22 protein-coding genes and 1 pseudogene are annotated in these 25,403 nt (G+C 58.4%); 18 read left to right on the top strand and 5 right to left on the bottom strand.

The annotated features are described in order from the left end of the window. Positions 1 to 824: 824 nt before the first annotated feature. The gene (gene gltA / locus POF45_RS24785) at positions 825 to 2,114 is read right to left on the bottom strand and encodes a citrate synthase (RefSeq protein ID WP_071486445.1); all 1,290 of its coding nucleotides are present in this window, start codon (positions 2,112 to 2,114) and stop codon (positions 825 to 827) included. A 349-nt stretch (positions 2,115 to 2,463) separates the two neighbouring features. Here gltA and sdhC point away from each other — a divergent pair, with 349 nt between their 5' ends. The 12 genes from sdhC to POF45_RS24845 all read left to right on the top strand — a co-directional run bounded on the left by sdhC (position 2,464) and on the right by POF45_RS24845 (position 17,009). Further along, positions 2,464 to 2,850 (top strand): succinate dehydrogenase, cytochrome b556 subunit, encoded by a 387-nt coding sequence (gene sdhC / locus POF45_RS24790; RefSeq protein ID WP_259500882.1) that lies wholly within the window; start codon positions 2,464 to 2,466, stop codon positions 2,848 to 2,850. After that, positions 2,844 to 3,212 (top strand): succinate dehydrogenase, hydrophobic membrane anchor protein, encoded by a 369-nt coding sequence (sdhD, locus tag POF45_RS24795; protein WP_259500884.1) that lies wholly within the window; start codon positions 2,844 to 2,846, stop codon positions 3,210 to 3,212. The genes sdhC and sdhD overlap by 7 nt, the downstream gene beginning before the upstream one ends. Before the next feature lie 3 nt (positions 3,213 to 3,215). Continuing rightward, a complete protein-coding gene (sdhA, locus tag POF45_RS24800; RefSeq protein WP_259500887.1) occupies positions 3,216 to 4,988 on the top strand; it encodes a succinate dehydrogenase flavoprotein subunit in 1,773 nt (590 codons plus the stop codon). A gap of 11 nt (positions 4,989 to 4,999) precedes the next feature. Then, the gene (locus tag POF45_RS24805) at positions 5,000 to 5,704 is read left to right on the top strand and encodes a succinate dehydrogenase iron-sulfur subunit (protein ID WP_259500889.1); all 705 of its coding nucleotides are present in this window, start codon (positions 5,000 to 5,002) and stop codon (positions 5,702 to 5,704) included. A 261-nt stretch (positions 5,705 to 5,965) separates the two neighbouring features. Further along, positions 5,966 to 8,797 carry a 2-oxoglutarate dehydrogenase E1 component gene (locus tag POF45_RS24810; RefSeq protein ID WP_259500892.1) on the top strand — a complete coding sequence of 944 codons (2,832 nt, stop codon included), beginning with the start codon at positions 5,966 to 5,968 and terminating at the stop codon, positions 8,795 to 8,797. A 44-nt stretch (positions 8,798 to 8,841) separates the two neighbouring features. Beyond that, complete coding sequence (gene odhB, locus POF45_RS24815) at positions 8,842 to 10,062, top strand: 2-oxoglutarate dehydrogenase complex dihydrolipoyllysine-residue succinyltransferase (protein ID WP_259500895.1); 1,221 nt, start codon at positions 8,842 to 8,844, stop codon at positions 10,060 to 10,062. A gap of 98 nt (positions 10,063 to 10,160) precedes the next feature. After that, entirely contained in the window at positions 10,161 to 11,597 is a 1,437-nt protein-coding gene (gene lpdA, locus POF45_RS24820; protein ID WP_259500897.1) for a dihydrolipoyl dehydrogenase, read from the top strand. A 201-nt stretch (positions 11,598 to 11,798) separates the two neighbouring features. Beyond that, on the top strand, positions 11,799 to 12,965 hold the full coding sequence (gene sucC, locus POF45_RS24825; protein ID WP_092271323.1) for an ADP-forming succinate--CoA ligase subunit beta: 1,167 nt from the start codon (positions 11,799 to 11,801) through the stop codon (positions 12,963 to 12,965). Next, entirely contained in the window at positions 12,965 to 13,846 is an 882-nt protein-coding gene (gene sucD / locus POF45_RS24830) for a succinate--CoA ligase subunit alpha (RefSeq protein ID WP_008148605.1), read from the top strand. Before sucC ends, sucD begins: the two co-directional genes overlap by 1 nt. Positions 13,847 to 14,233: 387 nt before the next feature. Then, positions 14,234 to 15,547, top strand: a complete 1,314-nt coding sequence (brnQ, locus tag POF45_RS24835) for a branched-chain amino acid transport system II carrier protein (RefSeq protein ID WP_259500905.1) — start codon at positions 14,234 to 14,236, stop codon at positions 15,545 to 15,547. Positions 15,548 to 15,870: 323 nt separating this feature from the next. After that, positions 15,871 to 16,608, top strand: coding sequence for a DUF599 domain-containing protein (locus POF45_RS24840; RefSeq protein WP_282316969.1), 738 nt, complete (start codon positions 15,871 to 15,873; stop codon positions 16,606 to 16,608). Further along, positions 16,608 to 17,009: an MAPEG family protein gene (locus POF45_RS24845; RefSeq protein ID WP_259500907.1), complete on the top strand. Its 402-nt coding sequence runs from the start codon at positions 16,608 to 16,610 to the stop codon at positions 17,007 to 17,009. Before POF45_RS24840 ends, POF45_RS24845 begins: the two co-directional genes overlap by 1 nt. Before the next feature lie 68 nt (positions 17,010 to 17,077). Here the strand turns inward: POF45_RS24845 and POF45_RS24850 are convergent, their stop codons facing one another. Further along, entirely contained in the window at positions 17,078 to 17,329 is a 252-nt protein-coding gene (locus POF45_RS24850) for a hypothetical protein (RefSeq protein WP_259500909.1), read from the bottom strand. A 157-nt stretch (positions 17,330 to 17,486) separates the two neighbouring features. Between POF45_RS24850 and POF45_RS24855 the strand changes: the two genes are divergently transcribed. The 4 genes from POF45_RS24855 to POF45_RS24870 all read left to right on the top strand — a co-directional run bounded on the left by POF45_RS24855 (position 17,487) and on the right by POF45_RS24870 (position 21,192). Further along, positions 17,487 to 17,963: a PaaI family thioesterase gene (locus tag POF45_RS24855; RefSeq protein ID WP_259500912.1), complete on the top strand. Its 477-nt coding sequence runs from the start codon at positions 17,487 to 17,489 to the stop codon at positions 17,961 to 17,963. Beyond that, positions 17,960 to 18,412: a PaaI family thioesterase gene (locus POF45_RS24860; protein ID WP_259500914.1), complete on the top strand. Its 453-nt coding sequence runs from the start codon at positions 17,960 to 17,962 to the stop codon at positions 18,410 to 18,412. Before POF45_RS24855 ends, POF45_RS24860 begins: the two co-directional genes overlap by 4 nt. 81 nt (positions 18,413 to 18,493) lie before the next feature. Next, positions 18,494 to 20,398, top strand: a complete 1,905-nt coding sequence (gene htpG, locus POF45_RS24865; protein WP_259500916.1) for a molecular chaperone HtpG — start codon at positions 18,494 to 18,496, stop codon at positions 20,396 to 20,398. A gap of 65 nt (positions 20,399 to 20,463) precedes the next feature. Then, complete coding sequence (locus tag POF45_RS24870; protein ID WP_259500918.1) at positions 20,464 to 21,192, top strand: dienelactone hydrolase family protein; 729 nt, start codon at positions 20,464 to 20,466, stop codon at positions 21,190 to 21,192. 151 nt (positions 21,193 to 21,343) lie between these two features. Here POF45_RS24870 and POF45_RS24875 read toward each other — a convergent pair whose 3' ends face one another. Further along, positions 21,344 to 22,204, bottom strand: coding sequence for a pirin family protein (locus tag POF45_RS24875; RefSeq protein WP_259500920.1), 861 nt, complete (start codon positions 22,202 to 22,204; stop codon positions 21,344 to 21,346). Positions 22,205 to 22,265: 61 nt separating this feature from the next. Beyond that, complete coding sequence (locus tag POF45_RS24880) at positions 22,266 to 22,682, bottom strand: OsmC family protein (RefSeq protein ID WP_259500923.1); 417 nt, start codon at positions 22,680 to 22,682, stop codon at positions 22,266 to 22,268. Between the two features lie 310 nt (positions 22,683 to 22,992). On the opposite strand from POF45_RS24880, the pseudogene POF45_RS29935 reads away from it, so the two are divergent. Together POF45_RS29935 and POF45_RS29940 are read left to right on the top strand one after the other, a co-directional pair. Continuing rightward, positions 22,993 to 23,406 (top strand): annotated as a pseudogene (locus POF45_RS29935) (MCP four helix bundle domain-containing protein); the annotation flags it as partial. Positions 23,407 to 23,511: 105 nt separating this feature from the next. Further along, positions 23,512 to 24,555 carry a methyl-accepting chemotaxis protein gene (locus POF45_RS29940; protein WP_431978633.1) on the top strand — a complete coding sequence of 348 codons (1,044 nt, stop codon included), beginning with the start codon at positions 23,512 to 23,514 and terminating at the stop codon, positions 24,553 to 24,555. A 129-nt stretch (positions 24,556 to 24,684) separates the two neighbouring features. On the opposite strand, the gene POF45_RS24890 is transcribed toward POF45_RS29940, so the two are convergent. Then, positions 24,685 to 25,398 (bottom strand): DUF3108 domain-containing protein, encoded by a 714-nt coding sequence (locus POF45_RS24890; protein WP_259500926.1) that lies wholly within the window; start codon positions 25,396 to 25,398, stop codon positions 24,685 to 24,687. Positions 25,399 to 25,403 lie beyond the last annotated feature (5 nt).

Below are 25,403 nucleotides of genomic sequence, written 5' to 3' on the forward strand. Positions count from 1 at the left end.
CCGACCAATCTCCCTCAGATGCACCCGGTCCAAACTGTGGGAGCTGGCTTGCCTGCGAAGACGCCCAGCCAGCCAACCAATCTCCCTCAGATGCACCCGGTTCAAACTGTGGGAGCTGGCTTGCCTGCGAAGACGCCCAGTCAGCCGACCAATCTCCCTCAGATGCACCCGGTCCAAACTGTGGGAGCTAGCTTGCCTGCGAAGACGCCCAACCAGCCAACCAATCTCCCTCAGATGCACCCGGTTCAAACTGTGGGAGCTGGCTTGCCTGCGGAGACGGCCTGCCAGCCAACCAATCTCCCTCAGATGCACCCGGTTCAAACTGTGGGAGCTGGCTTGCTCGCGAAGGCGGCCTGACAGCCGACCGATCTCCCTCAGATGCACCCGGTTCAAACTGTGGGAGCTGGCTTGCCTGCGAAGACGCCCAACCAGCCAACCAATCTCCCTCAGGTCCACACCGCTCAAAACTGTGAGAGCGAGCTTTACGGGCAAGTCGAACCGTCGCACCGCTTACTCCACAAGCCAGGCCGGCCCGCAGGCCGCCTCGTTTTTGATGTTGACGCACCGCCCCATCGAGGGCATGCCGAGCCTTGGCGAGGCACCGAACGAAAGGGGCAGAAGACCTTTGGTTACTTTGGGGCTCTTCCAAAGTGACTCGCTGTAAGAGCGAAACCCTAAGCCGCCGTGACCGCAAAAACGGATATGTACCCAACCCCAACCCCAACCCCAACCCCAAAACAACAAAAGCAGCACAAACAAAAACGGCCCCTATATAAATAGAGGCCGTTCCCGGTACAACTCAAGACATTATCGCAAGACAAATCTTATTTGCGGTCTTCCAGCTTGGTGATATCACGCGACTCGTAACCCGTGTACAGCTGGCGCGGACGGCCAATCTTGTACGGGCTGGAGAGCATTTCCTTCCAGTGCGAAATCCAGCCAACGGTCCGCGCCAGAGCGAAGATCACGGTGAACATGCTGGTCGGAATGCCGATCGCCTTGAGGATGATCCCCGAGTAGAAGTCGACGTTCGGGTACAGCGAGCGTTCGATGAAGTACGGGTCGGTCAGGGCGATCTCTTCCAGGCGCATGGCCAGTTCGAGTTGCGGATCGTTCTTGATCCCCAGTTCCTTCAGCACTTCGTCGCAGGTCTTCTTCATTACGGTGGCGCGAGGGTCGCGGTTTTTGTAAACCCGGTGACCGAAGCCCATCAGCTTGAACGGATCGTTCTTGTCCTTGGCCTTGGCGATGAACTTGTCGATGTTCGAAACATCGCCAATTTCGTCAAGCATGGTCAGAACGGCTTCGTTCGCACCGCCGTGGGCAGGGCCCCACAGTGCGGCGATGCCGGCGGCGATACAGGCGAACGGGTTGGCACCCGACGAGCCGGCCAGACGTACGGTAGAAGTCGATGCGTTCTGCTCGTGGTCGGCATGGAGGATGAAAATCTTGTCCATGGCCTTGGCGAGCACCGGGCTGATCGGTTTGATCTCGCACGGGGTGTTGAACATCATGTGCAGGAAGTTTTCCGCGTACGTCAGGTCGTTGCGCGGGTACATCATGGGTTGGCCCATGGAGTACTTGTAAACCATCGCGGCCAGGGTCGGCATCTTGGCAACCAGGCGGATCGCGGAAATTTCGCGATGCTGCGGGTTATTGATGTCGAGGGAGTCGTGGTAGAAGGCCGAGAGGGCGCCGACTACGCCGCACATGACGGCCATCGGGTGGGCGTCGCGACGGAAGCCGTTGAAGAAGGTCTTCAACTGCTCGTGAACCATGGTGTGGTTCTTCACGGTGCTGACGAACTGGGCCTTCTGTTCTGCGGTCGGCAATTCGCCGTTGAGCAGCAGATAGCAGGTTTCCAGGTAGTCCGACTGTTCAGCCAGCTGTTCGATCGGGTAGCCGCGGTGCAGCAGAATGCCGTTGTCGCCGTCGATATAGGTGATTTTCGACTCGCAGGAGGCGGTCGACATGAAACCAGGGTCAAAGGTGAAACGGCCCGTGGCCGTCAGGCCCCGAACGTCGATTACATCGGGACCAACGGTGCCGGTTAAAATGGGCAGCTCGACGGGGGCTGCGCCCTCGATGATCAACTGCGCTTTTTTGTCAGCCATGTGGCCTCCTATTTATGCTTGAAATCATCAGACAGACCCCCCACGCAGGGCCCGCACCACTATAGTGAGATAAATTCGAATGTCAATTTGCCTAAAGTCTTGCTCCAGAAGGCTTTAACCGCACTTTTTCCTCGAAATTACCTGCCATTTACGCCTTTTATCCGACTTGTGCAATGCGCTATTAGGGGGAGGTGAACGCGTTGTCATTAGTAGCCTAACTGTCTATACTCGGCCACCGACCGCCAGAGGCTTTTGGGCCTGCTTTATTGGGGGTCGCATCCCTGGGTGGTGGTTACCTGACCAGTGCACTCCCCAACAACTTTGCCCTGATTGTTAGGGGCTCTTCAGTGTGAAAAAAGCCGTGAAAAGCCAACGACCTGTAAACCTAGACCTAAGGACCATCAAACTCCCCATCACCGGCGTTACGTCGTTTCTTCACCGTGTTTCCGGCATCATCCTCTTCCTGGGCCTGGGCTTCATGCTGTATGCATTGAGCAAATCCCTGGGTTCCGAGGAAGGTTTTGCCGAGGTGAAGGCATGCTTGACCAGTCCGCTGGCCAAGTTCGTAGCATGGGGCCTCCTCTCCGCCTTGCTGTATCACATGGTAGCCGGCGTGCGCCATTTGATCATGGACATGGGCATCGGTGAGACGCTGGAAGGCGGCAAGCTGGGCTCGAAAATCATTATCGCCGTGTCTGCGGTGTTGATCGTTCTGGCGGGAGTTTGGATATGGTAACCAGCGTTACGAACCTGTCGCGTTCAGGCCTCTATGACTGGATGGCGCAACGTGTGTCTGCGGTCGTTCTCGCGGCTTATTTCATCTTCCTGATCGGATACCTTGCGGCGCACCCTGGCATTGACTACGTCCAATGGCACGGTCTGTTCGCCCACAACGGGATGCGTATCTTCAGTCTGCTGGCCCTTGTGGCCCTGGGCGCTCACGCCTGGGTCGGCATGTGGACCATCGCGACCGACTACCTGACGCCGATGGCGCTGGGCAAGTCCGCGACTGCAGTACGTTTCCTTTTCCAGGCAGTATGCGGCGTCGCGATGTTCGCTTACTTCGTCTGGGGTGTGCAGATTCTCTGGGGTATCTGATCCATGGCTAACATTCCAACGATTTCTTTCGACGCCATCATCATTGGTGGTGGCGGTGCCGGCATGCGCGCAGCGCTGCAGCTGGCGCAGGGTGGTCACAAGACTGCCGTGATCACCAAGGTTTTCCCGACCCGTTCGCACACTGTATCCGCCCAGGGCGGCATCACCTGCGCCATCGCGTCTGCTGATCCGAACGATGACTGGCGCTGGCACATGTACGATACCGTCAAGGGCTCCGACTACATCGGTGACCAGGACGCTATCGAATACATGTGTCAGGAAGGCCCGGCTGCTGTTTACGAGCTGGACCACATGGGCATGCCGTTCTCGCGTACCGAACAAGGCCGTATCTACCAGCGCCCATTCGGCGGTCAGTCGAAGGACTACGGTAAAGGCGGGCAGGCTGCCCGTACGTGCGCCGCGTCCGACCGTACTGGCCACGCGCTGCTGCACACCCTTTATCAGGGCAACCTGAAAGCCGGTACCGTGTTCCTCAACGAGTACTACGCAGTCGACCTGGTGAAAAACCAGGACGGCGCATTCGTCGGTGTGATTGCCATCTGCATCGAAACCGGCGAAACCACCTACATCCGTGCCAAGGCCACCGTTCTGGCTACCGGTGGTGCAGGTCGTATCTACGCATCCACCACCAACGCCCTGATCAACACCGGTGACGGCGTCGGCATGGCCCTGCGTGCTGGCGTGCCGGTACAAGACATCGAAATGTGGCAGTTCCACCCGACCGGCATCGCCGGCGCCGGTGTTCTGGTGACAGAAGGTTGCCGTGGTGAAGGTGGATACCTGATCAACAAGCACGGCGAGCGTTTCATGGAGCGTTATGCTCCGAACGCCAAAGACCTTGCCGGTCGTGACGTTGTTGCCCGTTCGATGGTTAAAGAAATCATCGCCGGTAACGGTTGCGGTCCGAATGGCGACCACGTACTGCTCAAGCTCGACCACCTTGGCGAGGAAGTGCTGCACAGCCGTCTGCCAGGCATCTGCGAACTGTCGAAGACTTTCGCACACGTTGACCCGGTGGTTGCTCCGGTTCCGGTTGTTCCTACCTGCCACTATATGATGGGCGGTGTTCCGACCAACATTCACGGTCAGGCGATCACCCAGGATGAAAACGGCGTTGACGCGGTCATCCCGGGCCTGTTCGCGGTAGGCGAAGTGGCTTGCGTATCGGTTCACGGTGCCAACCGTCTGGGCGGTAACTCGTTGCTCGACCTGGTGGTATTCGGTCGTGCAGCCGGTCTGCACCTGGAAAAAGCGCTGACCGACGGGATCGAATACGACGAAGCCACTGACGCCGACATCACGGCGGCCCTGGCGCGTCTGTCCGCTCTGAACGAGCGTACCGAAGGCGAAGACGTGGCAACCCTGCGTCGCGAGCTGCAAAACTGCATGCAGAACTACTTCGGTGTGTTCCGTACCGGCGAATACATGCAGAAGGGTATTGCCCAGCTGGCTGATCTGCGTGTGCGCATCGCCAACGTCAAGATCAACGACAAGTCGCAGGCGTTCAACACTGCGCGTATCGAAGCGCTTGAGCTGCAGAACCTGCTGGAAGTGGCTGAAGCCACCGCCATCGCTGCCGAAGTACGTAAAGAGTCCCGCGGCGCTCACGCCCGTGAAGACTTCGAAGACCGTGACGACGAAAACTGGCTGTGCCACACCCTGTACTTCCCGGGTGACAAGCGCGTGACCAAGCGTGCCGTGAACTTCTCGCCGAAAACAGTTCCGACTTTTGAACCTAAGATTCGGACTTATTAAGGGTGGCTGCCATGTTGAAAGTCAGTGTTTATCGTTACAACCCTGATCAGGACGCTGCGCCGTTCATGCAGGAATTCTCGGTCGATACCGGTGGTAAAGACCTGATGGTGCTGGACGTGCTGGCCCTGATCAAAGAGCAGGACGAGGGTTTCTCCTATCGTCGCTCTTGCCGTGAAGGTGTTTGCGGTTCCGACGGCATGAACATCAACGGCAAAAACGGTCTGGCCTGCATCACGCCACTGTCTGCCGTTGTAAAAGGTAACAAGTTGATCGTTCGTCCGCTGCCAGGTTTGCCGGTTATCCGTGACCTGGTCGTCGATATGAGCATCTTCTACAAGCAATACGAGAAGGTTAAGCCTTACCTGCAGAACGACACGCCGGCTCCGGCCATCGAGCGTCTGCAGTCTCCTGAAGAGCGTGAGAAGCTCGACGGTCTGTACGAGTGCATCCTGTGCGCTTGCTGCTCGACCTCTTGCCCGTCCTTCTGGTGGAACCCGGACAAATTCCTGGGTCCAGCTGCACTGCTGCAAGCGTATCGCTTCCTGGCAGACAGCCGTGACACCAAGACGTCCGAGCGTCTGGCTTCACTGGATGACCCGTTCAGCGTATTCCGCTGCCGGGGCATCATGAACTGCGTCAACGTATGTCCGAAAGGCCTGAACCCGACTAAGGCCATCGGTCACATCCGTAACATGCTTCTGCAGAGCGGCGTGTGATTCAGCTGTTGTACCCGTAGGACCGCAGTACCGAAGATGCTACGGCGCAGGCTTCAACCGGCGCCGTAGTTTTAACCTGAGCAGCAGCTCATGAAGCTGCGGCTCTTATTTTGAAGAAATGAGACAAGCAGGGGCATCCGGGCTGGTACCCGGACTATCAGCGTGATCCTAAGTGGCTTGTTTTAGTCGCTGCATTCGGACTTCTGCAAGTGTGCTCGGTGTCGACGCCGGTGGTGTTCCCCTAACCGAGGGTGACCAAGCATGCAAGAAAGCGTGATGCAGCGCATGTGGAACAGCGCCTACCTATCCGGTAGTAACGCTGCCTATGTGGAAGAGCTCTATGAGCTCTACCTGCACGACCCTAACGCTGTGCCAGAAGAGTGGCGCACCTACTTCCAGAAGTTGCCTGCTGATGGCAACACTGCCACCGATGTTTCGCACTCCACGATTCGCGATCATTTCGTCTTGCTGGCAAAGAACCAGCGCCGCGCCCAACCGGTTTCCGCCGGCAGCGTGAGCAGTGAGCACGAGAAGAAGCAAGTTGAAGTGCTGCGATTGATCCAGGCCTACCGTATGCGTGGCCACCAGGCAGCCCAGCTTGACCCGCTGGGGCTGTGGCAGCGTCCTGCACCTGCAGACCTGTCGATCAATCATTACGGCTTGACCAATGCCGATCTTGATACGACCTTCCGTGCCGGCGACCTGTTCATCGGCAAAGAGGAAGCGAGCCTACGCGAAATTCACGAAGCGTTGCAGCAGACATATTGCCGCACCATCGGCGCTGAATTTACGCACATCGTCGATTCCGAGCAGCGCCACTGGTTCCAGCAGCGTCTGGAAAGCGTGCGTGGCCGTCCGGCGTTCTCTGCCGACATCAAGAGCCATCTGCTTGAGCGCGTTACCGCCGCTGAAGGCCTGGAAAAATACCTGGGCACCAAATACCCGGGCACCAAGCGTTTCGGTCTGGAAGGTGGCGAGAGCCTGATCCCGTTGCTTGACGAGCTGATCCAGCGTTCCGGTTCCTACGGCACCAAGGAAATCGTTATCGGCATGGCCCACCGTGGCCGTCTGAACGTGCTGGTCAACACCTTCGGCAAGAACCCGCGCGAGCTGTTCGACGAGTTTGAAGGCAAGAAGAAGGTCGAGCTGGGTTCCGGTGACGTCAAGTATCACCAGGGCTTCTCGTCCAACGTCATGACCGCCGGCGGTGAAGTTCACCTGGCGATGGCGTTCAACCCGTCCCACCTGGAAATCGTTTCTCCAGTGGTCGAGGGTTCGGTTCGTGCCCGCCAGGATCGTCGTAACGATGCTACCGGCGAGAAAGTGCTGCCGATTTCCATCCACGGTGATGCTGCATTCGCAGGTCAGGGCGTGGTCATGGAAACCTTCCAGATGTCGCAGACCCGCGGCTTCAAGACTGGCGGTACGGTCCACCTGGTGATCAATAACCAGGTCGGCTTCACCATCAGCAATCCGGAAGACTCGCGCTCCACCGAGTACGCGACCGACGTTGCGAAAATGATCCAGGCGCCGATCCTCCATGTGAATGGTGATGATCCGGAAGCTGTATTGTTCGTGACCCAGCTGGCCATTGACTACCGCATGCAGTTCAAGCGTGACGTGGTGATCGACCTGGTCTGCTACCGTCGTCGCGGCCACAACGAGGCCGACGAGCCAAGCGGCACCCAGCCGCTGATGTATCAGCAGATCGCCAAGCAGCGCACCACCCGTGAGCTGTATGCCGAACGTCTGATCCAGGCCAATGTGCTGGAAGAAGCGCGTGTTCAGGCGAAAGTCGATGAATACCGCAACGCGCTGGACAACGGTCTGCACGTGGTAAAAAGCCTGGTCAAGGAGCCGAACAAAGAGTTGTTCGTGGACTGGCGTCCGTATCTGGGCCACGCCTGGACTGCGCGTCACGACACCACGTTCGATCTCAAGACCCTGCAAGAGCTGTCCGCCAAGCTGCTGGAAATTCCGGAAGGCTTCGTGGTTCAGCGTCAGGTCGCGAAGATCTACGAAGACCGTCAGAAAATGCAAGCCGGCGGCCTGCCGATCAACTGGGGTTACGCCGAAACCATGGCGTACGCGACCCTGGCGTTCGAAGGTCACCCGATTCGCATGACCGGCCAGGACATCGGCCGCGGTACGTTCTCGCACCGTCACGCTGTCTTGCACAACCAGAAAGACGCGGGCACCTACATCCCGTTGCAGCACCTGTACGCCGGCCAGCCACGTTTCGATCTGTACGATTCGTTCCTGTCCGAAGAAGCCGTACTGGCGTTCGAATACGGTTACTCGACCACCACGCCTGAGGCGCTGGTGATCTGGGAAGCCCAGTTCGGCGATTTCGCCAACGGTGCCCAGGTGGTTATCGACCAGTTCATCACCAGCGGCGAGCACAAGTGGGGCCGTCTCTGCGGTCTGACCATGCTGCTGCCACACGGTTATGAAGGTCAGGGTCCGGAGCACTCTTCGGCTCGTCTGGAGCGTTACCTGCAGCTGTGCGCCGAGCACAACATCCAGGTGTGCATGCCGACTACCCCGGCCCAGATCTACCACTTGCTGCGTCGTCAGGTGATTCGTCCGCTGCGCAAGCCGCTGGTCGTGCTGACTCCGAAGTCGCTGTTGCGTCACAAGCTGGCCATTTCGACCCTGGAAGATCTGGCCGAAGGTTCGTTCCAGACCGTGATCCCGGAAATCGACGTACAAGACCCGAAAAAGGTCGGTCGCGTTGTTCTGTGTAGCGGCAAGGTCTACTACGACCTGCTGGAAAAACGCCGTGCCGAAGGTCGTGATGACATCGCCATCGTGCGTCTCGAGCAGCTGTACCCGTTCCCTGAGGACGACTTGATTGAAGTCCTGGCTCCTTATTCCAACCTCAAACACATCGTTTGGTGCCAGGAAGAGCCGATGAACCAGGGTGCCTGGTACTGCAGCCAACACCACATGCGCCGCATCATTGGCGGTCACGACAAATCTCTCGTACTCGAGTACGCGGGCCGTGACGCTTCTGCCGCACCTGCTTGTGGTTATGCATCGATGCACGCTGAGCAGCAGGAAAAACTGCTGCAAGACGCCTTTACTGTTTAACGCCTTCGCGCTGACTGAAACCGAATTTTAAGGACCCACAGATAATGGCTATCGAAATCAAAGCCCCCTCGTTCCCGGAATCGGTTGCCGATGGCACCGTTGCCACCTGGCACAAGAAACCAGGCGAGGCCGTCAAGCGTGACGACCTGATCGTCGACATCGAAACCGACAAGGTCGTGCTCGAAGTGTTGGCCGAAGCTGACGGCGTCCTGGGCGCCATCATCGCCAACGAAGGCGACACCGTCCTGTCCAACCAGGTTCTGGGCTCGATCGAAGCGGGCGGCGCTGCTGCCGCTCCAGCGGCTGCCGCTGCTCCGGCCGCTGCACAGGCTGCCGCTCCAGCTGCCGAAGGCGAAGACGATCCTGTTGCTGCACCGGCTGCTCGCAAGCTGGCTGAAGAAAACGGCATCAACATCGCTTCCGTTGCCGGCACCGGCAAAGGCGGTCGTGTGACCAAGGAAGACGTCGTTGCTGCTGTTGCTGCCAAGAAAGCCGCTCCGGCTGCCGCGCCTGCCAAGGCTGCTGCTCCGTCCGCCGCTGCTCCTGTGTTCGCCGCTGGCGACCGCATCGAGAAGCGCGTACCGATGACCCGCGTTCGTGCCACCGTAGCCAAGCGTCTGGTTGAAGCTCAGTCGAACATGGCGATGCTGACCACGTTCAACGAAGTCGACATGACCGAAGTCATGGCCCTGCGTTCGAAGTACAAGGACCTGTTCGAGAAGTCCCACAACGGCGTACGCCTGGGCTTCATGTCGTTCTTCGTCAAGGCTGCCACCGAAGCGCTGAAACGCTTCCCGGCTGTCAACGCCTCGATCGACGGTGCCGACATCGTTTACCACGGCTACGCCGACGTGGGTGTTGCTGTTTCCAGCGACCGTGGCCTGGTTGTGCCGGTTCTGCGTAACGCCGAACTGATGAGCCTGGCTGAAATCGAAGGCGGCATCGCCACCTTCGGCAAGAAGGCTCGCGACGGCAAACTGTCGATGGACGAAATGACCGGTGGTACGTTCACCATCACCAACGGTGGTACCTTCGGTTCGATGATGTCGACTCCGATCGTCAACCCGCCGCAAGCGGCCATCCTGGGCATGCACAACATTCTTCAGCGCCCTATGGCGATCAACGGTCAGGTGGTTATCCGTCCGATGATGTACCTGGCCCTGTCCTACGATCACCGTCTGATCGATGGCAAAGAAGCTGTGACCTTCCTGGTTACCATCAAGAACCTGCTGGAAGACCCGGCTCGTTTGCTGCTGGATATCTGATAGAAGCGGCTGCAGGCTTCAAGTACCGGGCTGCAGAAACAGGCAGCCTGGCTTGAGGCTTGCGGCTTCAAGCTTGCCGTTTAAAGAGGATTTTTTGAATGACGCAGAAATTTGACGTAGTAGTGATCGGCGCGGGCCCTGGCGGCTATGTAGCTGCCATCAAGGCGGCGCAGTTGGGCCTCACCACTGCCTGCATCGAGAAGTACACCGACAAGGAAGGCAAACTGGCGCTGGGCGGTACTTGCCTGAACGTTGGTTGCATTCCATCCAAGGCGCTGCTGGACAGCTCCTGGAAGTTTCACGAAGCCCAGGACGGCTTCGCGATCCACGGTATCAACCACGCTGGCGTGACCATGGACGTTTCGGCGATGGTCGGCCGCAAGGCCAACATCGTCAAAGGCCTGACCTCCGGCGTTGCGACCCTGTTCAAAGCCAACGGTGTGACCTCGATCCAGGGCCACGGCAAACTGCTGGCCGGCAAGAAAGTCGAAGTCACCAAGCCTGACGGTTCGGTAGAAATCATCGAAGCCGAGAACGTGATCCTGGCTCCAGGTTCGCGTCCGATCGACATTCCACCGGCTCCGGTTGACCAGAACGTGATCGTCGATTCGACTGGCGCTCTGGAATTCCAGTCCGTACCAAAACGTCTGGGCGTGATCGGCGCTGGCGTGATCGGTCTGGAGCTGGGTTCGGTCTGGTCCCGTCTGGGCGCAGAAGTGACCGTTCTCGAAGCGCTGGACACCTTCCTGATGGCGGCTGACGCTGCTGTTTCCAAGGAAGCGCTGAAAACCCTGACCAAACAGGGTCTGGACATCAAGCTGGGCGCTCGCGTTACCGGTTCCAAAGTGAATGGCGACGAAGTCGTTGTGAACTACACCGATGCCAACGGCGAACAGAACATCACGTTCGACAAGCTGATCGTAGCCGTTGGTCGCCGTCCGGTGACCACTGATCTGCTGTCCGCTGATTGTGGAGTGACCCTGGATGAGCGCGGTTTCGTGCACGTTGACGATCATTGCGCCACCACCGTACCGGGCGTTTACGCCATCGGTGACGTGGTTCGCGGCATGATGCTGGCGCACAAGGCCTCGGAAGAGGGCATCATGGTTGTCGAGCGCATCAAGGGCCACAAAGCCCAGATGAACTATGACTTGATCCCTTCGGTTATTTATACTCACCCGGAAATTGCATGGGTCGGTAAAACCGAGCAAGCCTTGAAAGCTGAAGGCGTTGAAGTTAACGTCGGCACCTTCCCGTTTGCAGCCTCTGGCCGTGCCATGGCCGCCAACGATACCGGTGGTTTCGTCAAGGTCATCGCAGATGCCAAGACCGACCGCGTATTGGGCGTCCACGTGATTGGCCCAAGCGCTGCAGAACTGGTTCAGCAGGGCGCGATCGGTATGGAATTCGGCACCAGCGCTGAAGACCTGGGCATGATGGTTTTCTCCCATCCGACCCTGTCCGAAGCCTTGCACGAAGCAGCTTTGGCAGTGAATGGCGGCGCCATCCACATCGCCAACCGCAAGAAACGTTAAGACAAGACAATAAGAAACCACGGCGGTATGGCCCGTCGTGAGCCTTGCGTGCAAGACTCACCGCGGAATGTCCGCCGGACGCAGCCTTGCGTAGTCTCACCGGTTATCCGGAACACCTACGCAAGCAGCAGTCACAGGTGGTGCGGCACTTGAACAAGTGCAGCACCGAATGCGCAGTACCTAACGAAGACGGTAATAAGCATGAATCTTCACGAGTATCAGGGTAAGCAGCTGTTCGCTGAATACGGCCTGCCAGTATCCCAGGGTTTCGCCGTAGACACCCCGGAAGCAGCAGCAGAAGCGTGCGACAAGATCGGCGGGACCGAATGGGTTGTCAAAGCCCAGGTTCACGCAGGTGGTCGCGGTAAAGCGGGCGGCGTAAAGCTGGTTCGCAGCAGAGAAGACGCCAAAGCATTCGCTCAACAGTGGTTGGGCAAGCGTCTGGTGACTTACCAGACTGATGCCAATGGTCAGCCAGTGACCAAAATCCTGGTTGAATCGTGCACTGATATCGCTAAAGAGCTGTACCTGGGCGCTGTCGTTGACCGTTCGAGCCGTCGCATCGTGTTCATGGCTTCCACCGAAGGTGGCGTGGACATCGAGAAAATCGCTCACGACACCCCTGAGAAAATCCTCAAGGCCACTATCGATCCACTGGTTGGCGCTCAGCCATTCCAGGGTCGCGAGCTGGCATTCCAGCTGGGTCTGGAAGGCAAGCAGGTTGCTCAGTTCGCCAAGATCTTCGTAGGTCTGGCCAAGCTGTTCAAGGATCACGACCTGGCTCTGCTGGAAGTGAACCCGCTGGTGATCAAGGCTGACGGCGATCTGCATTGCCTCGACGCCAAGATCAACATCGACGCCAACGCCATGTACCGTCAGCCTAAGCTGAAGACTTTCCACGATCCGTCGCAAGACGATCCGCGCGAAGCGCACGCTGCCAAGTTCGAACTGAACTACGTGGCACTGGAAGGCAACATCGGTTGCATGGTCAACGGTGCTGGCCTGGCCATGGGTACCATGGACATCGTCAACCTGCATGGCGGCAAACCAGCCAACTTCCTCGACGTGGGCGGCGGTGCTACCAAAGAACGCGTTACCGAAGCGTTCAAGATCATCCTGTCCGACACTAACGTCGCTGCAGTACTGGTCAACATCTTCGGCGGCATCGTTCGTTGCGACATGATTGCCGAAGGCATCATCGGTGCAGTGAAAGAAGTCGGCGTGAAAATCCCGGTTGTTGTTCGCCTTGAAGGCAACAACGCTGAGCTGGGCGCTAAAGTACTGGCAGAAAGCGGTTTGAACATCATCGCGGCTACCAGCCTGACCGACGCTGCTCAACAAGTTGTCAAAGCTGCGGAGGGCAAGTAATGAGCGTCCTGATCAATAAAGACACCAAAGTTATCTGCCAGGGTATTACCGGTTCGCAAGGTAGTTTCCACACCCAGCAAGCCATCGAATACGGCACCAAGATGGTTGGCGGCGTAACTCCGGGCAAAGGCGGCACCGAGCACCTGGGCCTGCCAGTGTTCAACACCGTGAAAGACGCTGTAGCTGCCACTGGCGCCACCGCCAGCGTGATCTACGTTCCAGCTCCTTTCTGCAAGGACTCCATCCTGGAAGCGGCATTCGGCGGCATCAAGCTGATCGTTTGCATCACTGAAGGCATTCCTACCCTGGACATGCTGGATGCCAAGGTCAAGTGCGACGAGCTGGGCGTAGTCCTGATCGGTCCTAACTGCCCAGGCGTGATCACTCCAGGCGAATGCAAGATCGGCATCATGCCAGGTCACATTCACTTGCCAGGCAAGGTCGGTATCGTTTCCCGTTCCGGCACCCTGACCTACGAAGCTGTGAAGCAGACCACTGACGCCGGTTTCGGTCAGTCGACTTGCGTCGGCATCGGCGGTGACCCGATCCCGGGTTCGAACTTCATCGACATCCTGAAGCTGTTCCAGGAAGACCCGAAGACCGAAGCGATCGTGATGATCGGCGAGATCGGCGGTTCGGCTGAAGAAGAAGCGGCTGCCTACATCAAGGCACACGTGACCAAGCCGGTTGTTTCCTACATCGCTGGTGTGACTGCCCCTGCAGGCAAGCGCATGGGCCATGCTGGCGCAATCATCTCTGGCGGCAAGGGCACTGCAGACGAGAAGTTTGCTGCCCTGGAAGACGCAGGCGTTAAAACCGTGCGTTCGCTGGCAGACATCGGCAAGGCTTTGTCCGAGCTGACCGGTTGGGCGATCAAATAAGCCACGCGCTTAGCTGACGCTTTACCAGACAAAGGCCACCTTCGGGTGGCCTTTGTCGTTTGCGGGATGATCGTTCCCAGGCTCTTGTGGCGAGGGGGCGTGTCGGAGCGCCGCGCCGCCGAACGGGGGCGAGCCGCCTCGCCACAGGGTTCTGTGTCGGTAAATTAGATATGTAAACGCGACATTCGAATGTCGCAGATCGGATACTTCGCCCCCTAACAGTGCGTTTGTCAGACAAATTCGTTACGCTAGCCGCCATTTTGCGTTTGCGGCCCACAAGGCAGCTACGCGCTAAACGGGTCAGTCCTATACGGATCGACAGCATTTCCCTCACCCATCAGGGAAATCCCTCTCTAAATTCCGATTCAGTAGTGTGGTATTTCCTTAATGAAAGTGTTGAAAGGCCAGGACATCCTGGCACTTGGTTTTATGACCTTTGCCCTGTTCGTCGGGGCCGGCAACATCATCTTCCCGCCTATCGTCGGTTTGCAGTCCGGGCCTCATGTCTGGATGGCGGCGCTGGGTTTCCTGATCACCGCGGTCGGTTTGCCGGTGATCACCGTGGTCGCCCTGGCCAAGGTCGGTGGCGCGATGGATGCCTTGAGCAGCCCGATCGGCAAAGTCGCCGGCGGTCTGTTGGCGGCAGCGTGCTACCTGGCGGTCGGCCCGCTGTTCGCGACGCCGCGTACCGCCACCGTATCGTTTGAAGTCGGCCTGGCGCCATTGACTGGTGAGAGCCCGCTGGCACTGTTCCTCTACAGCTCGGTGTACTTCCTGCTGGTGTTCTTCATCTCGCTGTATCCGGGCCGTCTGCTCGACACGGTAGGGCGTTTCCTCGCGCCGCTGAAGATCATCGCCCTGGCGGTACTTGGCATCGCCGCGTTCGCCTTGCCAGCCGGTGATATCGGCGTGGCCACGCCTGAATACGTGGCGGCACCGTTCTCCCAGGGCTTCATCAATGGTTACCTGACCATGGATACCCTGGGCGCACTGGTGTTCGGCATTGTCATCGTCAACGCCATTCGCTCCCGTGGCGTCGAGTCGCCAGCGTTGATTACCCGTTACGCGATCATTGCCGGGCTGATTGCCGGTGTCGGTCTGGCGCTGGTGTATGTCAGCCTGTTCCGCCTGGGTTCGGGCAGCCATGAAGTGGCAGCTGGTGCCGCCAACGGTGCCGCTGTGTTGCACGCCTACGTGCAACACACCTTTGGTTCGTTGGGCAGCGGTTTCCTGGCGGTGCTGATCTCGCTGGCGTGCCTGGTGACGGCGGTAGGCCTGACCTGCGCTTGCGCCGAATACTTCAGCCGTGTGCTGCCATTGTCCTACAAGACCCTGGTGATCATCCTGGCCGCGTTCTCGCTGCTGGTGTCCAACCTGGGCCTGACCAAGCTGATTGCGTTCTCGATCCCGGTACTGACCGCGATCTACCCGCCGTGCATCGCGCTGGTGGCCCTGAGCTTCTGCAAGGACTTCTGGCGTGAGCAGGGCCGCATTGTCGGTCCGGTGATGCTGGTGTCGTTCATTTTCGGCATGATCGATGCGCTCAAGGGCGCTGGTCTGGCGGACTGGATGCCGAGCCAACTGTCTCATCTGCCGCTGAGCGAGCAAGGTCTGGCGTGGCTGGTGCCGTCGGTGATGACCCTGGTGGTGGCCGCCATCTGCGACCGCCTGCTGGGCAAGCGCAGCGAAGCCCTGGCTTGACCTGAACGCCCGCCACAAGCGGGCTGCCGGCCAAAACAGAAATGCCCCGTATCAATCGATACGGGGCATTTTTTATGGGCGTCAGGCAGTAATACCGATCAGTTAAGACACAAAACCTTGTGGGAGTGAGCTTGCTCCCACAAGGATTGCGGTGTGCAAATCCTTAACTGGCCGGCATTAGCACTCAGGCAGTGTCTTTTTCCCGGAGTCAGCAGTCGAAGCACTGCCCGGATCCAATGCGTACACGGATTCTTGTGCTGAGGGGATAAATCCCTTCACCACACGAGCCAACGTCCACACTGTTTTTCTATCAAAGGACCTGCATGTCGTTCATCCAAGCCAACCTGATCCACCTGCTTGCCGCACTCTGGTTTGCCATCTGCTGGGGCGGTTACACCCGCTATGCATCCTGGAAGGGCCGCGACACCGCGTGCCTGGCCAGCGTGCTGCACCTGTATCGCGAAGACTGGATGCGCCGCATGCTGTTGCGTGACAACCGCATTGCCGACGCCAGTGTGATCGGCAACCTGGAGCGCAACGCCTCGTTCTTCGCCTCCAGCACCTTGATCATCCTGGCCGGCATTCTTACCGTGCTCGGCGCCTCCGAAAGGGCCGTGTCGTTGCTGGCGGATATCCCGATGGTGCAACAGGCGTCCCAGGGCATGTCGGAAATCAAGCTGCTGTGCCTGGCCCTGGTCTTTGTCTATGCGTTCTTTACCTTCAGCTGGTGCATGCGTCAGTACAATTTCGCGGCGGTGCTGGTGGGGTCGGCGCCAATGATCGGCGAACGTCACGTCTGCGAGCAGGAGCGCAAGGCGTTCGCCTCCCGGGCAGCACGGGTCATTTCCATGGCCGCCAACCAGTTCAACTTCGGCCTGCGTTCTTATTATTTCGGCATGACCATGCTGGCGTGGTTCGTCAGCCCCTGGTTATTCATGTTGATGAGCGCCGGCGTGGTGTTGGTGCTCTATCGTCGGGAGTTTCATTCCGACGTACTCGACGTGATGGTCTATACCCCTACAGAGGCGCCAACGCCTGACATCAACAAGGAGGTCGTTTGATGAGTATTCCGTTCTGGTGTGTGTTCATTAGTGCATTGCTGATCTATGTGGCGCGCATGCCTGTGGCCAAGGCCATGAAAGAGCAGGGCGGTTACAACAACCATTTGCCACGCCAACAGCAGGCACAACTGACCGGCCTTGGCGCGCGAGCACTGGCGGCCCATCAAAACAGCATCGAGGCGTTTATCCTGTTTGCGGTGGGCGTATTGATGGCGCATACCACCCAGACGGCGGGCTGGCTGATTGACTCACTGGCGATCATCTTTGTGATTGCGCGAGTGCTTTACCTGGCCTTTTATCTGACGGATCGTCCGTCGCTGCGCAGCCTGGTCTGGATGGTCGGCCTGGTCTGTTCGTTAGTGCTGATGATTAGTCCGACTTTTAGAACCATCCTGCTCTAACAGAGCAAATAACAGGCAAAAGAAAACCCGCACTTGGCGGGTTTTCTTTTATCACGCTAAAAACTGTTTCAGTTTTTGGCGGGGGCGTCAGCCGGAGCAGCTTCTTTTGCTGCTGCGTCGTTCGATTCAGCCTGATCTTTGGCAGCTTCGGCGTTTTCTTTCGCCGCGTCGTTCACTTTATCCTGAGCTTCGTTCATTTTTTGCTGGGCTTGCTCAGCATGTTGGTTAGCATCTTGAGCTTTGTCCTCGGATTTTTTATCGCAGGCAGCGAGACCGAGGGAAGCGGTCAACATCAAGGCAATAGCTAAAGTCTTACGCATGGGGTGTTTCTCCTTATGGAAAATATCTACTGGCCTTTCGAACGCACCCCACAACGATAAGTTCCTCATTTCATACAGATATATAAGTTTATTCTGAATGGAACTTTTGAAATCTCCTACGTGGCTTAGAACGCGCACTAACACGAGTATCCACTGAATGGCCGATAACCCCGTTTTTGAGCGCGCGACGCGATTCATGTCGGCCCTCAGGCATTGTCAGGTGCTGGGCTTGCGGGTGCACAGCGCCAGCAGCGAAGGGCTGACAGTGATCCTGCCGTACGGCCCGCAGATCGTCGGCAACCCGCAAACCGGCGTGATCCATGGCGGCGCCATTACCTCGTTGATGGACACCGCCTGTGGCATGGCCACGCTCTGTGTATTGCCCGAGTTCGAAGTCTGCCCGACCCTGGACCTGCGCATCGACTACATGCACGCCGCCGAACCGCACAAGGACGTCTATGGCTTTGCCCAGTGCTATCGGGTGACCACTGATGTGATCTTCGCCCGCGGTTTCGCCTATCAGGACGACCCTGAGCAGCCGATTGCCCATGTTGTCGGTACATTCATGCGCATGGGCAAGGGCATCAAAGGCACCAAGGGTTTTGGCGGCGCGATTGCCGGAGGTGCGAAATGACTGATGCCTTCAAGGAACAGCTGCAACAGGCCCATGCGCAGGGCGACTATGCCGCGCTGCTGCAACTGATTCCCTACGCCAAACTGATTGGCGTCGAATGCTCGCGGGTCGGAGATGAACTGCTGTTTCGCCTGCCGGCCAACAAGGACAACATTGGTAACCCTTTATTGCCGGCGATTCATGGCGGCGTGATTGCCGGGTTCATGGAGCTGGCGGCGGCCCTGCACCTGCTGGTCTTCACCGGTTCACCGGGAGTGCCGAAGATCATCGACTTCTCACTCGATTATCTGCGCGCCGGGCATTTTCGCGACACCTGGGCCCGCTGCCAGGTCTGCCGCCAGGGCCGTCGGGTGGCCAATGTGGCGATTACCGCCTGGCAAACCACCGAAGCGCAGCCCATCGCCACGGCTCGCGCACATTTCAAAATCGACGAGCCCTTGAAATCCTGAACTCAGCCCCAAACTCTGATGACAACCCGCCGTCGACCCTGAAGGTCGCGGCCACTGCCATCTGATTGGAGTTTGATGACCATGAGTGTGGAAACTCAAAAGGAAACCCTGGGCTTCCAGACCGAGGTGAAGCAACTGCTGCACCTCATGATCCATTCGCTGTATTCCAACAAGGAAATTTTCCTTCGCGAATTGATCTCGAACGCCTCTGACGCTGTCGACAAATTACGCTTCGAAGCCCTGTCCAAGCCTGAGTTGCTGGAAGGTGGCGCCGAACTGAAAATCCGTGTGAGCTTCGACAAGGACGCTAAAACCGTCACCCTCGAAGACAACGGTATCGGCATGAACCGCGACGACGTGATCACCCATCTGGGGACCATCGCCAAGTCGGGCACTGCCGATTTCATGAAAAACCTTTCTGGCGACCAGAAAAAAGATTCTCACCTCATCGGCCAGTTCGGTGTGGGCTTCTACTCGGCGTTCATCGTTGCCGATAAAGTCGACGTGTTCAGCCGTCGTGCCGGTAGCCCGGCCAGCGAAGGCGTGCACTGGTCGTCCAAAGGCGAAGGCGAGTTCGAAGTTGCCACCGTCGAGAAGGCTGATCGCGGCACCCGTATCGTCCTGCACCTGAAAGCTGCCGAAGACGAATTCGCCGATGGCTGGCGTCTGCGCAACATCATCAAGAAGTACTCCGACCACATCGCTTTGCCGATCGAGCTGCCGAAAGAAGTGACGGCTGTCGAAGGCGAAGAGAAGCCAGCCGTTGAATGGGAAACCGTCAACCGCGCCAGCGCCCTGTGGACTCGCCCTCGCACTGAAGTGAAGGACGAGGAATACCAGGAGTTCTACAAGCACATCGCCCACGACTACGAAAACCCGCTGGCCTGGAGCCACAACAAGGTCGAAGGCAAGCTGGAATACAGCTCGCTGCTGTACGTGCCGGCCCGTGCTCCGTTCGATCTGTACCAGCGTGAAGCGCCGAAAGGCCTGAAGCTGTACGTGCAGCGTGTGTTCGTCATGGACCAGGCTGAGTCGTTCCTGCCGCTGTACCTGCGCTTCATCAAGGGCGTGGTCGATTCCAACGACCTGTCGCTGAACGTGTCGCGGGAAATCCTGCAGAAAGACCCGATCATCGACTCCATGAAGTCGGCGCTGACCAAGCGCGTGCTGGACATGCTGGAAAAACTGGCGAAGAACGAGCCTGAGCAATACAAGGGCTTCTGGAAGAACTTCGGTCAGGTCATGAAAGAAGGCCCGGCAGAAGATTTCGCCAACAAGGAAAAAATCGCCGGTCTGCTGCGTTTCGCGTCGACCAGCGGCGAAGAAGGCGAGCAAGTGGTTGGCCTGGCCGACTACCTGGCCCGCGCCAAGGAAGGTCAGGACAAGATTTACTACCTGACCGGCGAAACCTACGCACAAGTCAAAAACAGCCCGCACCTGGAAGTCTTCCGCAAGAAAGGCATCGAAGTGCTGCTGCTGACCGACCGCATCGATGAGTGGCTGATGAGCTACCTCAGCGATTTCGACGGCAAGAGCTTTGTCGACGTGGCGCGCGGTGACCTGGACCTGGGCAACCTGGACTCGGAAGAGGACAAGAAGGCTGCTGAAGAAGTCGCCAAGTCCAAAGAAGGCTTGGTTGAGCGTCTGAAAGCTGCACTGGGCGACTCCGTTGCCGAAGTGCGGGTTTCCCACCGTCTGACCGATTCCCCGGCGATCCTGGCCATCGGCGAACAGGACCTGGGCTTGCAGATGCGTCAGATCCTCGAAGCCAGCGGTCAGAAAGTCCCGGATTCGAAGCCGATCTTCGAATTCAATCCGGCTCACCCGCTGATCGAGAAACTCGACAACGAACAGAGCGACGAGCGCTTCGGCGACCTGTCGCACATCCTGTTCGATCAGGCGGCCCTGGCGGCCGGCGACAGCTTGAAAGACCCGGCCGCGTACGTGCGCCGTCTCAACAAGCTGCTGGTTGAGCTGTCGGTTTAACTGCGTTGTACAAAAACCCGCTTCGGCGGGTTTTTTCATTCTGGTGCCTTTCCTGAGGGTTGTTCATGAGTCAAATCACTGTTCGTTCCGTCGCTTATCAGATCGACGGCCAGCCGTATGAAAGTCGTCTGGCCTTCGATGCCGATCACACCGGGCCGCGTCCTGGCCTGTTGATGGCGCCGAACTGGATGGGTATCAGCGCTGGCGCCGAAGAAATCGCCAAAGCGGTGGCGGCCAAGGGCTATGTGGTGTTGATCGCTGACCTCTATGGTCAAGCCGTTCGCCCGCAGAGCAACGATGAGGCGGGCGCGGCGATGATGCCGCTGAAAAATGACCGTGGCCTGTTGCGCCAGCGTATGCAGGCGGCTTTCGAGCAGTTACAGGCGCAGGGTGATGCGGCTGTCGATACCGCCAAGCTGGCGACCTTCGGTTTCTGCTTTGGGGGTTGCTGCTCGCTGGAACTGGCGCGCACAGGTGCACCGATCAAGGCGGCAGTGTCGTTCCATGGTTCGCTGGACACGCCAAACCCGGCTGATGCGAAAAACATCAAGGGCGCGGTGTTGGTATTGCATGGCGCCTCCGACCCGTTGGTGGCGAAAGAACAACTGCCTGCGTTTGAAGAAGAAATGAACGCGGCGGGCGTGGATTGGCAGTTGCTGAGCTATGGTGGTGCTTTCCACTCGTTCACCGACCCTCACGCCAATGTGCCGGGCATGATGATGTACGACGCCAAAATCGCCGGTCGGGCGTTTGTGTCGATGCATAACCTGCTGGATGAAGTGTTCAAGGGCTGATTGTTTTAGCTCTGACATCGTGGTTGTCAGGGCGGGCCTCTTCGCGAGCAGGTCGAATCGTCGCACCGTCGCTCCCACAGGGAAATGCATTTCAATGTGGGAGCGATGATTCGACTTGCTCGCGAAAGCGATGTAATGACCACCGAAGATCTCAAGGTAACTCGATTCTGTCGGTTTCGCCTGGCACTGTCGGCCAATCCCCAGCCGCCCAGCGCCGACGGGCCTCATCAATGGCCGCCGGATCACTTGCCACAAAATTCCAGTTGATCCGCCGTGGCCCGTCCAGTGTCGCGCCGCCGAACAACATCGCATGACAGTCGCTCTCGGCGAACAGGGTCATTTCCTCCCCGGCAGGCAACACCACCAGCGTATTCAGCTCCAGCGCCTCGCCATCAAGCTGCGCCTCGCCGCTCAGCACATACAGCGCGCGCTCTTCATGCTCGGTTGGGATCAGCAAAGTCGTCGCCGTTTGCAGGTTCAGCTCCGCATACAACGTAGGAGAAAGCACCGGCACCGGTGATTCCAGGCAAAAGCCTGACCCGGCAATCATTCGGATCTGCACCCCAAGGTTATCGCTGGTCGGTAAGGTCGTCGCCGGGTGGTGGCTGTAATGGCCCGGCCCTTGTTCATGAGCCTTGGGGGAAGCGAGCCAGACCTGCACGCCGTGCATCGTGAAGCCGCTGTTCTTGAGCGGCTCCGGCGTACGTTCTACATGGGCAATGGCGCTGCCGGCAGTCATCCAGCTGACATCGCCGCTATCCACCACCTGATCCGATCCCAGGCTGTCCTTGTGCTGGATCTGCCCCTGGAACAGGTAGGTGAGGGTCGACAGACCAATGTGCGGATGCTGACGGATGTTCATGCCTTTGCCCGCCGGATAACGGGTTTCAAGCATGTGGTCGAAAAACACGAAAGGCCCGACGCTGCGGCATTTGGCAGACGGCAACGGGCGAAGAATCGGCTGGCCTTCGACATCTTCGGCGCGGGGGCGGATCACGAGCGCTGTGTTCATGGTGCGTTCCAGGCTGAGCGGGTAATGCGCCGAGCATAACCCGCTTGCCCGGCCTTTGGCGCTATTGGCTGAAGGCGCCTTCGCCGCGGTGGGTTTCGATGCTGACCTGCGCCGTGGTCATCAACTTGTGGATCGGGCAACGATCGGCCACGCGGTGCAGTTCTTCGCGCTGGGCATCGGACAGTGCGCCTTTGAGGGTCAATTTGACGTGCAGGGCATATTTGCCTTGCTGCTCTTCGCTGTTGTCGCGTTTGACCTCGACGGTTACCCCAGTCAGCGGAATGTCTTTCTTCTTGGCGTACATCTTCAGGGTCAGGGCTTTGCAGGCGCCCAGCGCGGCATCGAAATAGTCGTGAGGCTCAGGCGCCGAGCCTTCGCCGCCAGCGGAAACCGGCACATCGGCAAAGAGTTCGTGGTCATCGATCTGGACGCTGTGACGAAAGCCATCGGCGGAAACAGTATTGACGGTAACAGTCATGGGGCACCTCATCGGCAGTAGTAAAGGATCTGAAGTTATAGAGCATTGGCTCTGTTGCGCGTTCCACTTTTTTGCAGCCACGCATATCCCTGTGGGATTTGCGTGGCTGAAACGTTCCTGCCTGATGATCGAAGTAGTAGGGCACTTTGATATCACGTTTTCGTCTTACGCAAATTCTCTCCTGGCCGATACCGTCTAGAGCACCAGCTGCAGGGTTGATGCAGCGCTTTTGGAAGGAACCAAGGCAATGAGTATCCGGAGTCTCAATATCGCGCCCAGGGCAAGCCTGGGGTTTGGCCTGTTGGCGTTGATGGTATTTGGGTTGGGCGCGTTCGCGCTGCTGCAAATGTCGAACATGCGCAAACAGTCCGATCAGGTCGACAACAACTGGCTGCCGAGCGTGATGGCCGTCGGCGACATGAGTCAGGACATGCTGCGGCTGCGGGCCTTGACCATGCGCCTGCTGATCAACCGTGATCCGCAGGCACTGGCACAGAACGTCAACAAGATCGATGAACTCAAAGCCGTCATCGGCGAAGCGCAGAAGCGCTACGACGTGTTGATCGCGCTGCCTGAGGAGCGTGCGTTGTTCGACCGTTTCAAGTCCGACGAGCAAAAGTACCTCGGATTTCAGGGGCAAGTGATGACCTTGTCCGCGCAGAACCGCGTGGAAGAAGCGTCGGCGATCCTCAACAGTGAAATGAGCCCGCTGGCCGATGGCATTGCGGTCACGCTCAAGGAACTGGTCGAGCTGAACAAGCACCACGCCAACCTCGCCACCGAGGCCGGACGTCTGGTGTTCAGCAATTCCAGGGTCTGGGTAGGCGTGATGATTGCCATCACCGCGCTGCTGACCATCGGCCTGGCTTTGCTGCTGACGCGCAGCATTGTCTTGCCGCTGTCACAATCGCTGAGGGTCGCGGAAGTGGTCGCTGGGGGCGATTTGACCGGTGATATCACCATCACCGGCCGGGATGAGCCCGCGCGTCTGTTGCACGCCCTCAAAAGCATGCAGCAGAGCTTGCGGGAAACCATTCGGCGTATTTCAGACTCGTCGAGCCAGTTGGCTTCGGCCTCGGAGGAACTCAGTTGTGTCACCGAAGACGCGACCCGTGGCCTGCATCAGCAGAGCCTGGAAATCGAGCAGGCTGCCACGGCGGTCAATCAGATGACGGCGGCGGTGGAGGAGGTGGCAAGTAATGCGGTGGCCACCTCCCAGGCGTCTCGGGAGTCTGATCGAATTGCCCAGCATGGTCGCGAACAAGTGCACCAGACGGTGCTGTCGATCGAATCCCTGGCCGAGGACGTTACATCCAATGCGGCTCAGGTCGAGGACCTGGCGCAGAAAGTCTATGGCATCAGCAAGGTGCTGGACGTGATTCGCTCGATTGCCGAGCAGACCAATCTGCTGGCATTGAATGCGGCCATCGAGGCGGCCCGGGCCGGGGATGCCGGGCGCGGTTTTGCGGTGGTGGCGGATGAGGTGCGGGCGCTGGCTCATCGCACTCAGCAATCGACCCAGGAGATCGAGCAGATGATTGGCGGCATCCAGCAAGGCACCGATTCGGCGGTCAGTTCGATGCAGCAGAGCAATACTCGGGCTCGCTCGACGCTGGAAGTGGCGAAGGCTGCCGGCGTTGCGCTGGAGGAGATTGCATCGGCGTTTACCCTGATCAATGAGCGCAACATCATCATCGCCAGTGCGTCGGAGGAGCAAGCGGCTGTGGCGCGGGAAGTGGATCGCAACCTGATGAATATCCGCGACCTGGCCATGCAGACTTCGGCAGGGGCGAACCAGACCAGTGCGGCCAGTCAGGAGTTGTCGCGGCTGGCGGTGGACCTGAACACGATGGTGGCACGGTTCTCGGTCTGAACTCGGCAGGGGAGCGCAACGCAGTACCTGTGGCAGCGAGCTTGCTACCACAGGTTCTTCAGCCGAGCCGATAGCTTTATTCAAGGCAAAAAAAACCCCGCAATGGCGGGGCTTTTCAGGTCTGGCGGATCAGCTGCCTTTGACAGCCTTGCCGTTGACCGTACCGTCGAGGAGCATGATGTTGTACTCCTTGCCGTCGGTTTCAACCTGTTGCAGGCGTACCAGCAGGTAATCCCAGTCCTTGGCGAACCACATGACGGTGGTGCGCTTGGTTTGTGTCGGATCACGCACGCGTTCGACCTTGATCGCATCGATCTGGCCAGCCTTGGTGTCGACTTTTTCCGAGCCCAGGACGCGGAAGTCATAGGTGTCGACATCACTACCATCAACCACCTGATAGCTCATGCTTTTCTTGCCGGCGGCCACATCGTGTTGCAGGGCCAACTGATAAGTGGATTTGTCGACCATGCCACGGTTCAGCGGAACCTTGACCGGGTCGCCGCGATCGGTGCCAGTGACCATTTTGGTGGTCCAGTCGAAATCCAGGTCAGCCTTCTTGGCTTTGCCAAGCCCGCCACGTTCGAAGTGGTAGGACTGAGGCAGCAAAGTGTCCTTGTCCAGGGTCAGGGTGCTTTCTTCGTTCAGGCTGGCGATCATCATCGAAGCCTTGAAGCTGAGCTTCCAGACGCCATTGGCTTCTTTGGTCAGGCTGCGTTCAGCGGTGCCGCTCATGGGCAACTGCTTCCAGTCAGCGGTGTAGCTGGCGGAGAAAGGTTGAAGGTCTGCCGCCTGTGCCAGTGGCAGGGCGAACAGAGCGCAAGCGAAGAGCAGGGCGCGACGCATAAAAT

Origin of the sequence: Pseudomonas fungipugnans, assembly GCF_029955235.1 — a bacterium.
Lineage (GTDB): Bacteria > Pseudomonadota > Gammaproteobacteria > Pseudomonadales > Pseudomonadaceae > Aquipseudomonas > Aquipseudomonas fungipugnans.